The sequence below is a fragment of the Bacillus sp. EB106-07-01-XG149 genome, from assembly GCF_058791555.1.
Map to the genome: position 1 here is coordinate 312,803 of NZ_JBYTDP010000005.1, position 13,523 is coordinate 326,325.

The following is a 13,523-nucleotide window of genomic DNA, read 5'->3' on the forward strand; positions in this document are numbered from 1 at the left end:
CTTTTATATTATTTTATATTGAAAATAATACCATTTTATAGTTGGCACTATGTCAAATACGAGGAAATTTAAGGTGATTTTAAGCTAAAGAGAAAATAAAAAATCACCTTAATACATTCATTAAGGTGATTGAAATACTATTCAGCTGGAGGCGTAAATGTACGTTTCTCTAATTCAGCATCTAGCATAAATAGTGCGTTTGAATCGCTTGTAATACGTTTTAATTTTTGGATGATGCTATCGAATGAAGATTCTTCTTCTACTTGCTCATCGACGAACCATTTTAAGAATGTAATTGTTGCATGCTCACGCTCATCCCAAGCGATATCAGATAAGTTGTAAATACGCTTCGTTACTTCACGCTCGTGCTCAAGTGCTACTTCAAAAGCGTTCAGTACAGATTCATATACGTTATTTGGATTATCAAATCCAGTAATAATAGCGCGCTCACCGCGGTCATTAATGTAGTTGTAAAGCTTCATTGCGTGGAAACGTTCTTCTTCAGCTTGTACAAGGAAAAAGTTAGCGAATCCATCATAGCTCTCAGATGTACAGTAAGCAGCCATTGCCATATAAGCGTGGGCAGAGTAAAATTCAAAGTTCATTTGATCGTTTAATGCGTCGTGCAATTTTTTAGATAACATAAAATCCCCCTTAGTATTGTGACAAGAATATTATACCATAATTGATAATATTCTCATTTGGATACTTCGAACCTTTTCGAAAGCTTTGTGACGTGAGCCTCCATAATGTCTTGTAAATCTAAATCATATTTTTGTGAAAGAATAATAAGATTAGATAGTACATCACCAAGTTCTTCTTTTAACTCTTGTTTTAGTTCTTCTTCTGTTTTCACTTTTTCGTCAGGACGATCACGGCCAATTTCGATTGCGCGAACAACGCGTGAAACTTCTCCAACTTCCTCTGTTAAGAAATTTAAGCGAATAAAGGAATTATACTGTGACCAGCTTCGTTTTTCGTAAAATTCCTCCACCCACCTTTGAAATGCGACGATATCCATTTCTTCCTCATCCCTTCAATATGTTGTACAATGTTCATTGTATCATAACAATATATAGTTTCGGGGTGTAGGAATGAGAAAGATTTGTGTGTTTGCAGGTTCCAACTTAGGGGAGAGACCAGAATTTAAAGAGCAGGCAATAGCGTTAGGAAAAATGTTTGTTGAGAACGATTATGAGCTTGTATACGGTGGTTCTTGCGTTGGATTAATGGGAGAAGTGGCAAACGAAGTTCTTCGCTTAGGCGGACGTGTAACAGGTGTTATGCCACGCGGTCTATTCCGAGGAGAAATTGTTCATACAGGGCTAACAGAATTAATTGAAGTAGAAACGATGCACGAACGTAAAGCGAAAATGGCAGAACTTGCGGATGCTTTTATTGCATTACCAGGCGGATACGGAACGTTTGAAGAGCTATTTGAAGTAGTATGTTGGTCGCAAATTGGTATACATAATAAGCCGGTTGGTTTATTGAACATAAAAGGCTTTTATGGACCAATTCTGCAAATGGTTGAACGTGCAGAAGAAGAAGGATTTATGAATCCATCAAATAAAGAGTTGATCGTTTCAGCTGAGACGGCAGATAAACTAATTCATGCAATCCAAAATTATGAGCGTCCTGTTTTAGGAACGAAGTGGAAGCAGCTATCATAATACAATTTTATAGATATTTTTGGAAACACATGTCATTTTACTTTGAAAAGGCATGTGTTTTTAATTTGGTTAAATATGTTAATGTTGAGATATAATGTTTTTGGAAAAGGAGAAATAGATGGAGGAGTTTGTGTATTTACGTCCTGTTTTTAAAAGTATATTAGCAGCATCTATTCTTGTTATGCTAATTGTTTCAACACAGAAGAAAAAGCTAATTAATGAATTTTCGCTTTGGTTTATTTCGATATTGTGTATCGGTGTTGCCGCGATAACATTGTTTATGTCGGGGTTTATCGTTGATGAGTATAGTCTAGCTGGGGATGCACAGAGTTTTAGCATGTTTATTGCGATTGGCTGTATTAGCGGTTTGAATTTTATTATTTATTATAGACGGCAATAAAAGAAGGCATTCCGTATTACTTTGGAATGCCTTTATCACTTTGATTACTTTGTTTTTTATACAGATACCAGCCACCCCAGCCGCCACCAATTGCTACAACAACGAGGAAAGCATAGTCTTTAACCTCGACACGTATATTGAAAATATTAGCTATAAGTAAGAGAACCCCAACTGTTATTAACGCAAAAAATGCTCTAATTAAGTAGTCTTTCAACTGAACCACTCCCGCCATTTAAGTAGTAAATGATGAATATGGAAAAGCTTTTTTGGATCTATTTTACTAAAGGATGTTACCTATATTTTAACATAAAAGAGATTGTAATATATTGATAAAAGTAGAGGAGAGGGGGCTAATATTGTCGTGATTTGTCGGTAAGTCGATATAATTAGAAAATCGCTGATATAATTTCATGTACCAGAACGTACGACAATCCCCATAGAAAAAAAGCGACTCTGAACGAGCCGCTTCCGCTTTAAATGATATCCAGCTCCAGCGGCTAGAACAGTCGGTTGTTTCACTCCTTCATTCGAGGCAAAAAGCGCCTCGTAATCAGGAGTTCCAACACCCTCCTGTTCTGAACGAGCCGCTTCCGCTTTTAATCTATCTAGCTCCGGTGACTAGAACAGTCGGTCATTTCGCGCCTTCCTGTGAGGCAAAAAGCGCCTCTTCGTCAGGAGCTCCAATGCCCTCTTGTTCTGAGCAAGTCACCTCCGCTTTAAAATCTATTATTGATTCAAGAACGCGCGTAGCATCCAAGCGTGTTTTTCTAGTTCTGTGTAGATGCCTAGTAGTAGGTCAGATGTCATTTCGTCATCAGAGTTTTGAGCGATTTCCATGCCTTTTTTCAGTTCGACTAGCATCATTTCGTAGTCTTTCATGATTGATTCAACCATTCCTTCTGCAGTTTCGCCGTATGCTGCTTCTTGAATAGAAGATAGTTCTAAGTATTCTTTCATTGTTGCTACTGGTTTGCCGCCAATTGCTAAAATGCGTTCTGCAATTTCGTCGATGTGAGTAGCTGATTCTGTGTAAAGTTCTTCGAATTTCTCGTGTAATGTGAAGAATTGAGGTCCTTTTACGTACCAATGGAAGTTGTGTAATTTTGTGAATAAAACGCTCCAGTCTGCTACTTGTTTGTTTAATACTTCGATTACTTGTTTGTTCATTATGATCAATCTCCTTTTGAGTTGTTATGTTATATCAATTACTAATTTATAATCATTATAATCTAGTAATTTGTATAAATCAACCCTTTTGCTGGAATTAATTTGAACAAATTATGAACTGTTATAAATAAAAATCCCTATTACTGTGGAGTAATAGGGATTTTGTTTGATATATAGCTCTTGTTCTAAACGAGCCACATCCGCTTTTAATTATTATACAGCCTTTTGCTTCTCTTCTACATCCTGTCCATCCCAGCACTCTGTATTCTGTAAGCCAGGGATAGAACTTGCAACGAAGACAGGATCTTTTCCTTGTTTCTTTTGCTTTATATAGTCTAATAAGGCTGCGTATGCAAACTTGCTAAGGAATGAGATGGCAATTAAGTTTGTGAATACCATTAGTCCCATAAAGAAATCAGCTAAACTCCAAACCGTTTGAAGGGCAGCGATAGATCCGAAGAACACCATTCCGACAACTGCAACACGATAAATCAGTAACCATGTTTTGCTTTCTTTAATGAATGCGATGTTTGTTTCACCATAATAGTAGTTTCCTAGTAAAGAACTGAAAGCGAATAGGAAAATAATAATCGCTAAGAAAGTGCTTGCCCACGGTCCAATTTGTGAACTTAATGCTCGTTGTGTTAATTCAATACCTTCTAAATTCGATCCTTTGTAAAGTCCAGAACATAATACGATAAACGCTGTTGATGTACATACTAAGAATGTATCTACGAAAACACCTAATGCTTGAACAAGTCCTTGTTTTACAGGGTGAGATACATCTGATGTTGCTGCTGCGTTAGGGGAGCTACCCATACCTGCTTCTGTCGCGAATAAACCGCGCTGAATTCCGAATTTGATTGCTGCTCCAATACCACCAGCGATAGCTTGGTCTAAACCAAATGCGCTGTTAAATATTTCTGTAAAAATGCTTGGTAACATATTGAAATTGTTAATTACGACAAAAATAGCCACACCGATATAAATGATCGCCATTGGAGGGACAATCATTTCTGTAATACGTGAAATGCTCTTAATACCACCAAAAATAATAACTGCAACTAATAAAGCTAATAGAGCTCCTACGATCGTTCGCTCTAGTCCAAAAGCATTTTCAAACGCTATTGTTACTGTATTTGCTTGTACAGAATTGAAAATTAATCCGTACGCAACTGTAATAAGAAGTGAGAACCAAACACCCATCCAGCGCTTGTTTAATCCTTTTTCCATGTAATATGCTGGCCCACCACGGAACCTGCTTCCATCTTTTACTTTATAAATTTGTGCGAGCGTACATTCTACGAAACTAGTAGCTGCTCCAAGGATAGCGATAAACCACATCCAAAATATTGCGCCGGGTCCACCCATTGAAATGGCTAATGCTACACCAGCTAAGTTTCCGATACCGATACGTGCCGCTGCACTTAAGCAAAATGCTTGGAATGGAGAGATGCTATCTTTCTTTTTTTCTTTTCGATTAAACCCTTTACTAATTAAACTGACCATCTCACCGAAATGAGTAATTTGGACGAATTTTAATTTGAAAGAGAAATAAAGACCGAAGCCGATTAGCATTGCAATAAGAATATATGACCATAAAATATTATTCGTTACCTCAAGGAATCTGCTAAAGATATCAACCATATAATACACTTCCTTTTTTCCGTAATAAGAAAATTATATGCAAAAAATATACGAGAATCAATTTTTCTAAAAAATTATGTTACATAAACTTATATTGTGTTATGATTATGTTACATCGTAATATTTTTAGAATTATTTACATTTTAAAAAACTAAATTTAAAACGAGAAAGAGGGGATAATTTGAAAGAAGAATCTTTATTGAATATAAGCCTTAAGAGTTTGAAAATGAGAAGTAATATGTTTTTTATCATTACATCTTTAAGTATTTTTTTAGGAGCCACTTATTATTACAATAAAAGATTTCCAAGTCATAGGTATCCTGAATGGTTAGAATTTCTAAAGTTGATTGGATGAACAAAAGACAGAAAAACAGAAAATTAAAATAAAGAAGTTATGGAGGAGCTAAATATGAATATTAGAGAAAGTGAACTTCCGGGTATTGGTTATAAGTTTCAAATCGTTACGAAAGGTAACGAAAAGATGGTGATTGTCATTCATGATGATGGGCGTAGAGAAATGTATCATTTTGATTCAGATCATGAAGAAAGTATCTCAAGTATTTCATTACGTGACTCAGAGGCGAGACAAATTGCAGCAATATTAGGTGGAATGGTATACAAACCTAGAGCATTAGAAAATGTTGAAATGGTCTTTGAAGGTTTAGCAATTGAGTGGTTTAAAGTGGAGAATGCAGCTCCGGCAATCGGAAAAACAATTGGCGACCTTGAAATAAGAAAAACATATAGCGTAACGATTATTGCAGTTATGAAAAAGAATATGAAAAAGCTATTCAATCCAGGACCAGAAACGGTAATTGAAGAAGGCGATATGCTTGTAGTTTCAGGTGAGAGAGAAGAAATTAAAAAAATTATTAATGAGTTACTTTCGAATAGGGGGACTGACTAGATGGATACGTTAATTTTTGAAGTTGGTACAGCTTTAGTTTTAGTAGCAATTGCGGCGGTAATTGCTGGGAAATTTAAATTTTCAGTAATTCCTTTTCTAATTGTTCTTGGAATGTTAGTAGGACCGCACGCACCGACAATAGGTGTTATCGATCTCAAATTTATTGAAAGTGCGAGTGTAATTTCCTTCCTTGGACGGATTGGCGTTCTGTTCCTTCTGTTCTACCTAGGACTAGAGTTCTCGATGAAAAAACTAATTAAATCTGGACGTTCCATTGCGATTGGCGGAACAATCTATATTTTAATTAACTTTTCACTTGGATTATTATACGGATTTATAATGGGATTCCCTTTACTAGAAATTTTAATTATTGCGGGTATTATTACGATTTCTTCTAGTGCTATCGTTGCTAAAGTGTTAGTGGATTTAAGAAGAACTGGTAATAATGAAACCGAATTAATTTTAGGAATTATTATGTTTGAAGATATATTCCTTGCTGTATATTTATCAGTCGTATCTGGTTTAGTTCTAGGAGATCATGCTTCCTTCCTAGGTGCTCTTACTTCAATTGGAATTGCTTTAGGATACATGCTTCTATTCTTTATTGTAGCTAGAAAGGCGACGCCTTTATTAAATAAATTGCTCAATATTAGTTCAGATGAAATTTTCATTATTGTAGTATTTGCTTCGTTATTCTTTATTGCAGGTTTCTCGGAAACAATTCACGTTGCCGAAGCAATTGGAGCACTTCTTTTAGGATTAGTTTTCTCTGAGACAGAGCATAGTGACAGAATTGAACATCTTGTTGTTCCATTTAGAGACTTTTTCGGAGCTATTTTCTTCTTCAGTTTCGGATTAAGCATTGATCCGTTTTCATTAGGCGGAGCGATATGGTTAACGTTAGGTGCTGTCCTTCTTACAATCATCGGAAACTTTGTTGCAGGAATGATTGCAGGGCGACAAGCTGGGTTATCTCATAAAGCGTCAACAAATATTGGATTAACAATTGTTTCAAGAGGAGAATTCTCCATCATTATGGCCAATATCGGCATCGCCGGTGGTTTAATGTCAGTCTTGAAACCATTCTCGGCACTATACGTGCTTATACTATCGATCTTAGGTCCACTTCTGACGAAAGAGTCAAAGAATGTATATAAATTTTTAAATAAAATCTTTAAGTGGGATACGAAGACTAACTAATTTTAAAAAAATAAAAGTACAAGATATTTACTGCTTGTACTTTTATTTTTTGCAATGAAAACAGTAAAGAGAGGTACATGATGTTAGGAGAGTTGATTCATTCCGTTTTAGTTTTTCTAGAAGGACTTGGTTATTGGGGAATTATGCTTGGATTGATGTTAGAGGTTATTCCGAGTGAAATCGTATTGTCTTATGCAGGTTATTTAGTATCAAAAGGAAGCATTACGTTTTGGGGCGCTGTCGCGTTCGGTACAATTGGTGGTGTAATTGCACAACTATTCATTTATTGGATCGGTCGTTACGGAGGAAGACCTGTCCTTGAGCGATATGGAAAATATATTTTAATTCAAAAGAAACATATTGATTATGCTGAAGATTGGTTTAATCGTTACGGAACTGGCGTTATTTTTACAGCGCGTTTTATTCCTGTTGTGCGTCATGCTATTTCGATACCAGCGGGTATTGCGAAAATGTCACATGCTAAGTTTATTACGCTAACTACATTAGCTGTTATTCCATGGTCAATTGTATTTGTATATTTAGGTTTTAAATTAGGAACAGAGTGGGAAAGTATTAATAAAGTAGCTGGGCCATATGTGAAATACTTTGCACTTGCAGCTATTGTTTGTGCAATTGGTTACTTTGCATTAAAAAAAGTGATGAAAAAAAAGTGATTACGTAAAAAGAATCTATGCTGACATAGGTTCTTTTTTTATTGTCATTTTTCGAAAGGGGAAAGAGTAGGTTTAATATTTTACATATTGTGGCATACATATAGGAAAAGGGAGTTTGGAAAGGGGATTATAGAGAAATGGAACTCCAGTTTCAAAATGTATATCAACAAGTTGAGAATTGGTATGTGTTGGATTCGGAGCTTCCTTGGGATGTCAAAAGGCTTAGAGATGATTTGTTTTCACTGATTGAAGTATGTAAAACACCAGTTGTTTTTTGTGATACGTGTGATGCGAATCATGTGCTTCTATCATTAGGAGAAGAAGAAGAGGAATTCTTATTCCCAGTAGGTGGTTTTTATCATAAAGAAAAACAATTAATTTTTGTTTGTATGTGGGAAGAGTACGAGCAGGTGCTCAAAACACTACTGCATGAGTTTCGTCATGCGATGCAGCATAAGAGAGAAGTATTGTATGTTGGAAGTGAAGTGTACGAAGATAGATGGATTGAGAAAGATGCGAGAAAGTTCGCGGAGAGGAAGTTAGATGAATATAAAAATAGAAAGTTAATGTAAAGCATAGTGGAGAAATGGCACTGTGCTTTCTTTGTTGATTACTAAAAGTAAGTGATTGACTTTTATAAAGTTTAGTTCTAAACTAATGGTATGAAATGAGCGAGGTGATAGAATGAAGACAGAAGATAGACTCGGATTACTATTATGGTTTCGTTTATCACGTTTTTATAACAAAAGTATTCGTGAGACGAATCAGCATTTGAAAGAATGGAATGTATCTGCCGCTCAGTTTGATGTGCTAGCTCAAGTTGGAGGACATAATCGTCTAACGCAGCAAGAGCTCGGAAATAAACTATTTGTTACGAAGGGAAATATTACGCAGCTATTAAATAAAATGGAGCAGCTGGAGTGGATTCATCGTGAACAAGAAGGTACTACAAAATATATTTCGTTAACAGAAAAGGGAAAAGTTTTATATGAAGAAATCGTCCCGCCTCAAGAAACGTTCCAAGCGGAGCAGTTTCAAAATTTAAATGTAGAAGAACAACATCAATTATTACAATTACTAAAAAAATTACAGTGAGAAAAATTTTTAAAATAAATCTTGAATTCGAGATAATATGAGGTGAAGGATATGTTTAGAAAAGTTGATCATAAAAATATGGGAAGAGCAAATCACGGTTGGTTAAATACACATTTTCATTTTTCCTTTGCGAATTACTATAACCCGAATAACATGAACTTTGGAGCATTGCGTGTAATTAATGATGACCTAGTAGCGGCACAAACTGGTTTTGATATGCATCCGCACCGCGATATGGAAATCATTTCGTACGTTGTAGATGGTGCTTTAACACATGAGGATAGCATGGGGAATCGCGGAACAATTGAGCGAGGACATGTTCAATATATGAGTGCTGGCACAGGTGTATTTCATAGCGAGCATAATTTAGGAAATGAAACACTACGTTTATTACAAATTTGGATTTTACCAGATCGTGCGGATCATAAACCAAACTATGGTGAGTTTACATTTGATTGGAGCAAGCGTGAAAATGAATGGTTCCATATGGTATCTCCAGTAGAAGGAGAGGCACCAATTCGTATTCACCAAGATGCGAATTTATATTCTTTATCGTTAGATGCTGGAAAAGAAATTCATTTCCCGGTGCAAGAAGGCCGTCAATTGTACCTTGTACAAATTGAAGGGAGTAGTGTAATAAATGGTGAAAATCTTGTTATGCGTGATGCAGCAGAAGCAGTAGAAGAAGATATTCATATTGAAGCGAAAGAGCAATCACACTATTTAGCAATCGAATTGAAAAGACAATAGAACGTTTATGGAAAAGAGGACATCGAATTGATGTCCTCTTTTTTTGAGTGGAATTGTCAGAAAAAACTTTCTCAATATTTAGAAAAAGGTATTAGCCCGGAAAATAAGAATTGTATAAAAGTGTCAAAAATCTTTATGGGAATGGGGAATGTTATAGTGAAAAAGCAAGTCATTTCATCAGCATTAGCGTTAACTGTTATAGCCGGGGGATTTGGAACATTTGGAGCAACGACAACGAAAGCAGAAGAACAAAAAATTCAATATCATCAAGAATTTAAAACACCTGCATACATAGGTGAAGAATGGAAAGCACCAGAAGGACTAGATAAAAAAGAGACGGTCTTTCAATATTTAGAGAGTAAGAAAGATATGTTTAAATTAGCAGGAAATATTGATAAACACTTCAATGTCGTTGGGGAGGAAAAAGATGCTGAATCTGGTACGACACATGTGAAGTTAGTTGAAAAACATAATAATATTCCTGTGTATGGTTCAGATCAGACTGTTACACTAGATAAAGAAAATAATGTAAAAGCATTCTTCGGACAAGTTATTCCGAATTTAGAGGATAAAAATATTCCTTCGTTTGCAAATATTAGTGCAGAGCAAGCTGAAACGATTGCAAAGGCAGATATTGAAAAAGAAGTTGGTAAAGTAAAGAATTATGACGGTGTGAAAAAAGATTTATTTGTGTATGAAAAAGATGGGAAGTACTATCTTGCATACTTAGTTAAAGCATCGATTTCAAAACCAGCTCCAGGATACTGGCATTATTTTGTTGATGCAACGAATGGAAATGTGATTGAGAAATATAACGCTGTAGATCACATTACAGGATTTGGTTACGGAGTACTAGGCGATAGACAATCATTTGAAATTGCTCAAGATGAGAAAACAGGAGCGTTCAACTTGTTTGATGGTAAACGAGGACAAGGTGTTCATACATTTGATGCAGAAAATATGGATGAAAACTTGTTTAACTTATTCTCACAATGGCTTGGATACACAGGAGAAGAAGTTGAGAGTAAATCTAAGTTCTTCGAAGATAAAGCAGCGGTTGATGCGCATGTAAATGCAGGAAAAGTATATGATTACTACAAAAAGACATTTAATCGTAACTCTTTCGATGATAAAGGTGCGAAGCTTATTTCTACTGTTCACGTTGGAGAAAGCTGGAATAATGCAGCTTGGAACGGTGTACAAATGATGTATGGTGATGGAGACGGTACGACGTTTATTCCATTATCTGCTGGATTAGATGTTATCGGTCATGAATTAACGCATGCTGTAACTGAACATACAGCAAACCTTGTTTATAAAAATGAGTCAGGTGCGTTAAATGAATCGTTATCTGATATTATGGGTGTCATGGTTGAGAAGAAGAGCTGGGATTTAGGTGCTGACATTTATACACCTGGAAAACCTGGTGATGCACTTCGTTCTCTGAAAGATCCAGCATCTATTCCAAATCCATTAAAACCAGGTGAAGGTTACCCAGATCATTACAATAAACGCTACACTGGAACAGCTGATAATGGCGGCGTTCATATTAACAGTAGTATTAACAATAAAGCTGCATATTTAGTATCTGATGGCGGAGAGCATTACGGTGTGAAAGTAACTGGAGTAGGCCGTGAAGCGACAGAAAAAATTTATTACCGTGCTCTTACGAAATATTTAACTGCAAACTCTGACTTTAAGATGATGCGTCAAGCTGCTCTGCAGTCAGCTGAAGATTTATATGGTAAAAACTCTAAAGCTGTACAAGCTGTAACGAAAGCTTATGATGCAGTAGGCGTAAAATAATAAGAGAAAAAGACCTGACTAGGATGTCAGGTCTTTCTTTATTTAGTCACGAATACCTAATGCGATTTTCGCCATACGTGACATGCGTTCTTTAGACCAGGGCGGATTCCAAACGACATTTACTTCTATTTCATTGACTTCAGGTACGTTCGTTGATAATACCTTTTTTACGTCTGATACAATTTGCCCAGCCATTGGACAACCGATAGAAGTCATCGTCATCGTAATGACAGCATTATTATTTTCATCTGCTGTAACGTCATAAACTAATCCAAGATTAACAATATCAACACCTAGTTCAGGGTCAATAACAGCTTCTAAGTTTGCATATAACTTTTCTTCAAATGCTTGTTGTGACATGTGTAGCACCCCCTGCATATTAATGATATCGATTCTCATTATAACGGATATATATATATAATGCAGGGAATGAGCTCAAAAAAATATTCCTCTTGGAAGAGGAATATTTTTTGAAAGCTATTCAGTTTTGAAATGAGATACGAGTTGATCTAATTCTTCAACTGTTTGTTTCATTTGTTTAGCAGTTTGTGTCATCTCATTCATCGTAATGACTTTTTTCTCAGCAGATTGTGCTGTTGCCGCTGTTTCACTAGATACTTCAGTCGAAATAGAAGCGATGTTATTCAGTGAAGCGTTCATTTCTTCAGCGCTTGCAGCCATTTCCTCAGCGGTTGCTGAGATGTCTTGCATTTGAGTAGATACTTTATTTACTTGTTCCACAATCGTTGTGAAAGAGTTGCCAGCTTCACGAATGACATGAATACCTTCAAATGCTTCCGAACGACCTTGTGACATCATAGAACTTGCAGTTTCAGTGTCTTGTTGAATTTGATGTAGTAATTGGTTAATATCTGTTGCCGCTGTTTTAGATTGTTCCGCAAGTTTTCGAACTTCGTCAGCTACGACAGCGAAACCTTTTCCTTGTTCGCCAGCACGAGCTGCTTCGATAGATGCATTTAAAGCAAGTAAGTTTGTTTGTTCTGCGATATTAGAAATAGATTGTACAGCTGTATCAATATATTTCGTGTGGGTAATTAGACGTTCGACCACTTCTGACGTAGCATTTACCGCGTCGTGTATCGTGGTCATTTGTGAAACGGATTTTTGAATAACTGAACTTCCATCGTTAGCCTGTTCAGATGTAGTTACAGCAAGTTCAGTTACAGATGAAGCAGATTCAGCAATACGCTGAACGCTTACTGTCATATCGTCCATTGCAGTTGAGCTTTCTTCCATACTAGAGGCTTGCGATTGAATATTTGCATTCAAGCTAGACATCGAGCTTTGAACTCTTATTGTTGCCTCGCGTGATATATTCGTCTTTTCTAGCATATTTTCAGAAGCGTTTTGTACTTCTACGGATGTTTTTTGAACACGATTAATAATATGTTGTAGGTTTTCTAACATTTTATTAAATGATGTTGCAATCGCACCAATTTCATCATTACTATTTACCTGTAGGCGGGCTGTTAAGTCACCTTCTTGAGATGATAATTCTTTTAGTTTACTATCAATTTGTTGAATTGGTTTTACAAGCTTACCAGAGAACCACCATGCAAGAATGATAGCTACGATAATACAAATAACAAGTGATAAGAAGACAACATATTCAATTTGTAGTGAAGATTGATCAATTTTTTTGATAGATTGATCACGTAACTTAGCTTGTTCATTACTGTAATTTGTGAAATCACCAATTACTTTATAAACAGAGCCATTCTCTGTAGAAGCCACTTGTAAAGCTTCTTCCCATTTTTGTTCTTTTGCAAGGGTGAAGACTTTTTCTTCAATAAATTTTCTCCAAGTGGACCCTAAATTCATTGTATCTTTCACGGATTGAGAAATATTTGGATTAGAAAGAAGTTTATCTTTTGAATCCTCCAGACGTTTACTCATCTCGTTAAACTTGTCTAATTCTACTTGATCGTGTTGTAGTAAATAACCTCTTAAAGCAGAAAGTTGTACTTGATAAGCGTCTCCACGCTCTTTCAATTCTGTTGCCAGAGGAGAAATTTCTTTTTGTAATGTTTCAGCTTTACGAGATTGGTCAATAGCAAAAAATAAAATAAAAGCTAAGGCGATGCCAAATAAAGCGCAAATCGTTCCCATCATGAACATTAGTTTTTTTCGAATGCTAATAAAATTCATATGATAAAAAGCCTCCTTGTGAAATCTTAGTATTT

The 13,523-nt window shown here is 35.9% G+C and carries 16 protein-coding genes; 9 read left to right on the forward strand and 7 right to left on the reverse strand.

Annotated features, from left to right (window positions below; genetic code table 11):
• Positions 1-137: 137 nt before the first annotated feature.
• Positions 138-644 (reverse strand): ferritin, encoded by a 507-nt coding sequence (locus AC3WTA_RS21285; protein ID WP_000949397.1) that lies wholly within the window; start codon positions 642-644, stop codon positions 138-140.
• Positions 645-697: 53 nt separating this feature from the next.
• Positions 698-1,021 (reverse strand): MazG nucleotide pyrophosphohydrolase domain-containing protein, encoded by a 324-nt coding sequence (locus AC3WTA_RS21290; RefSeq protein ID WP_000355764.1) that lies wholly within the window; start codon positions 1,019-1,021, stop codon positions 698-700.
• Positions 1,022-1,094: 73 nt separating this feature from the next.
• Here AC3WTA_RS21290 and AC3WTA_RS21295 point away from each other — a divergent pair, with 73 nt between their 5' ends.
• Together AC3WTA_RS21295 and AC3WTA_RS21300 are read left to right on the forward strand one after the other, a co-directional pair.
• Entirely contained in the window at positions 1,095-1,673 is a 579-nt protein-coding gene (locus AC3WTA_RS21295) for an LOG family protein (protein WP_001225727.1), read from the forward strand.
• A gap of 118 nt (positions 1,674-1,791) precedes the next feature.
• Positions 1,792-2,073, forward strand: a complete 282-nt coding sequence (locus AC3WTA_RS21300) for a hypothetical protein (protein WP_000390919.1) — start codon at positions 1,792-1,794, stop codon at positions 2,071-2,073.
• Between the two features lie 16 nt (positions 2,074-2,089).
• On the opposite strand, the gene AC3WTA_RS21305 is transcribed toward AC3WTA_RS21300, so the two are convergent.
• From AC3WTA_RS21305 to AC3WTA_RS21315, 3 genes are all read right to left on the reverse strand, one after another.
• Entirely contained in the window at positions 2,090-2,287 is a 198-nt protein-coding gene (locus tag AC3WTA_RS21305) for a hypothetical protein (RefSeq protein ID WP_000656338.1), read from the reverse strand.
• 512 nt (positions 2,288-2,799) lie between these two features.
• Positions 2,800-3,240, reverse strand: a complete 441-nt coding sequence (locus tag AC3WTA_RS21310) for a Dps family protein (protein WP_001041898.1) — start codon at positions 3,238-3,240, stop codon at positions 2,800-2,802.
• A gap of 213 nt (positions 3,241-3,453) precedes the next feature.
• On the reverse strand, positions 3,454-4,887 hold the full coding sequence (locus tag AC3WTA_RS21315) for an alanine/glycine:cation symporter family protein (protein WP_000227579.1): 1,434 nt from the start codon (positions 4,885-4,887) through the stop codon (positions 3,454-3,456).
• Positions 4,888-5,296: 409 nt separating this feature from the next.
• Between AC3WTA_RS21315 and AC3WTA_RS21320 the strand changes: the two genes are divergently transcribed.
• The 7 genes from AC3WTA_RS21320 to nprB all read left to right on the forward strand — a co-directional run bounded on the left by AC3WTA_RS21320 (position 5,297) and on the right by nprB (position 11,319).
• Complete coding sequence (locus tag AC3WTA_RS21320) at positions 5,297-5,794, forward strand: cation:proton antiporter regulatory subunit (RefSeq protein WP_001026069.1); 498 nt, start codon at positions 5,297-5,299, stop codon at positions 5,792-5,794.
• On the forward strand, positions 5,795-6,994 hold the full coding sequence (locus AC3WTA_RS21325) for a cation:proton antiporter (protein ID WP_000380223.1): 1,200 nt from the start codon (positions 5,795-5,797) through the stop codon (positions 6,992-6,994).
• An 80-nt stretch (positions 6,995-7,074) separates the two neighbouring features.
• Positions 7,075-7,668, forward strand: a complete 594-nt coding sequence (gene uptA / locus AC3WTA_RS21330) for an undecaprenyl phosphate transporter UptA (RefSeq protein ID WP_000900200.1) — start codon at positions 7,075-7,077, stop codon at positions 7,666-7,668.
• 137 nt (positions 7,669-7,805) lie between these two features.
• A complete protein-coding gene (locus AC3WTA_RS21335) occupies positions 7,806-8,240 on the forward strand; it encodes a DUF3920 family protein (RefSeq protein ID WP_000422829.1) in 435 nt (144 codons plus the stop codon).
• A 112-nt stretch (positions 8,241-8,352) separates the two neighbouring features.
• Positions 8,353-8,763 (forward strand): MarR family winged helix-turn-helix transcriptional regulator, encoded by a 411-nt coding sequence (locus AC3WTA_RS21340; protein WP_000845461.1) that lies wholly within the window; start codon positions 8,353-8,355, stop codon positions 8,761-8,763.
• A gap of 51 nt (positions 8,764-8,814) precedes the next feature.
• The gene (locus tag AC3WTA_RS21345) at positions 8,815-9,513 is read left to right on the forward strand and encodes a pirin family protein (RefSeq protein WP_000488935.1); all 699 of its coding nucleotides are present in this window, start codon (positions 8,815-8,817) and stop codon (positions 9,511-9,513) included.
• Between the two features lie 156 nt (positions 9,514-9,669).
• Positions 9,670-11,319, forward strand: a complete 1,650-nt coding sequence (gene nprB, locus AC3WTA_RS21350) for a neutral protease NprB (protein WP_033657710.1) — start codon at positions 9,670-9,672, stop codon at positions 11,317-11,319.
• 42 nt (positions 11,320-11,361) lie between these two features.
• Here the strand turns inward: nprB and AC3WTA_RS21355 are convergent, their stop codons facing one another.
• A complete protein-coding gene (locus AC3WTA_RS21355; protein WP_000082523.1) occupies positions 11,362-11,679 on the reverse strand; it encodes a metal-sulfur cluster assembly factor in 318 nt (105 codons plus the stop codon).
• A gap of 117 nt (positions 11,680-11,796) precedes the next feature.
• On the reverse strand, positions 11,797-13,488 hold the full coding sequence (locus AC3WTA_RS21360; protein WP_001009430.1) for a methyl-accepting chemotaxis protein: 1,692 nt from the start codon (positions 13,486-13,488) through the stop codon (positions 11,797-11,799).
• Between the last annotated feature and the right edge of the window lie 35 nt (positions 13,489-13,523).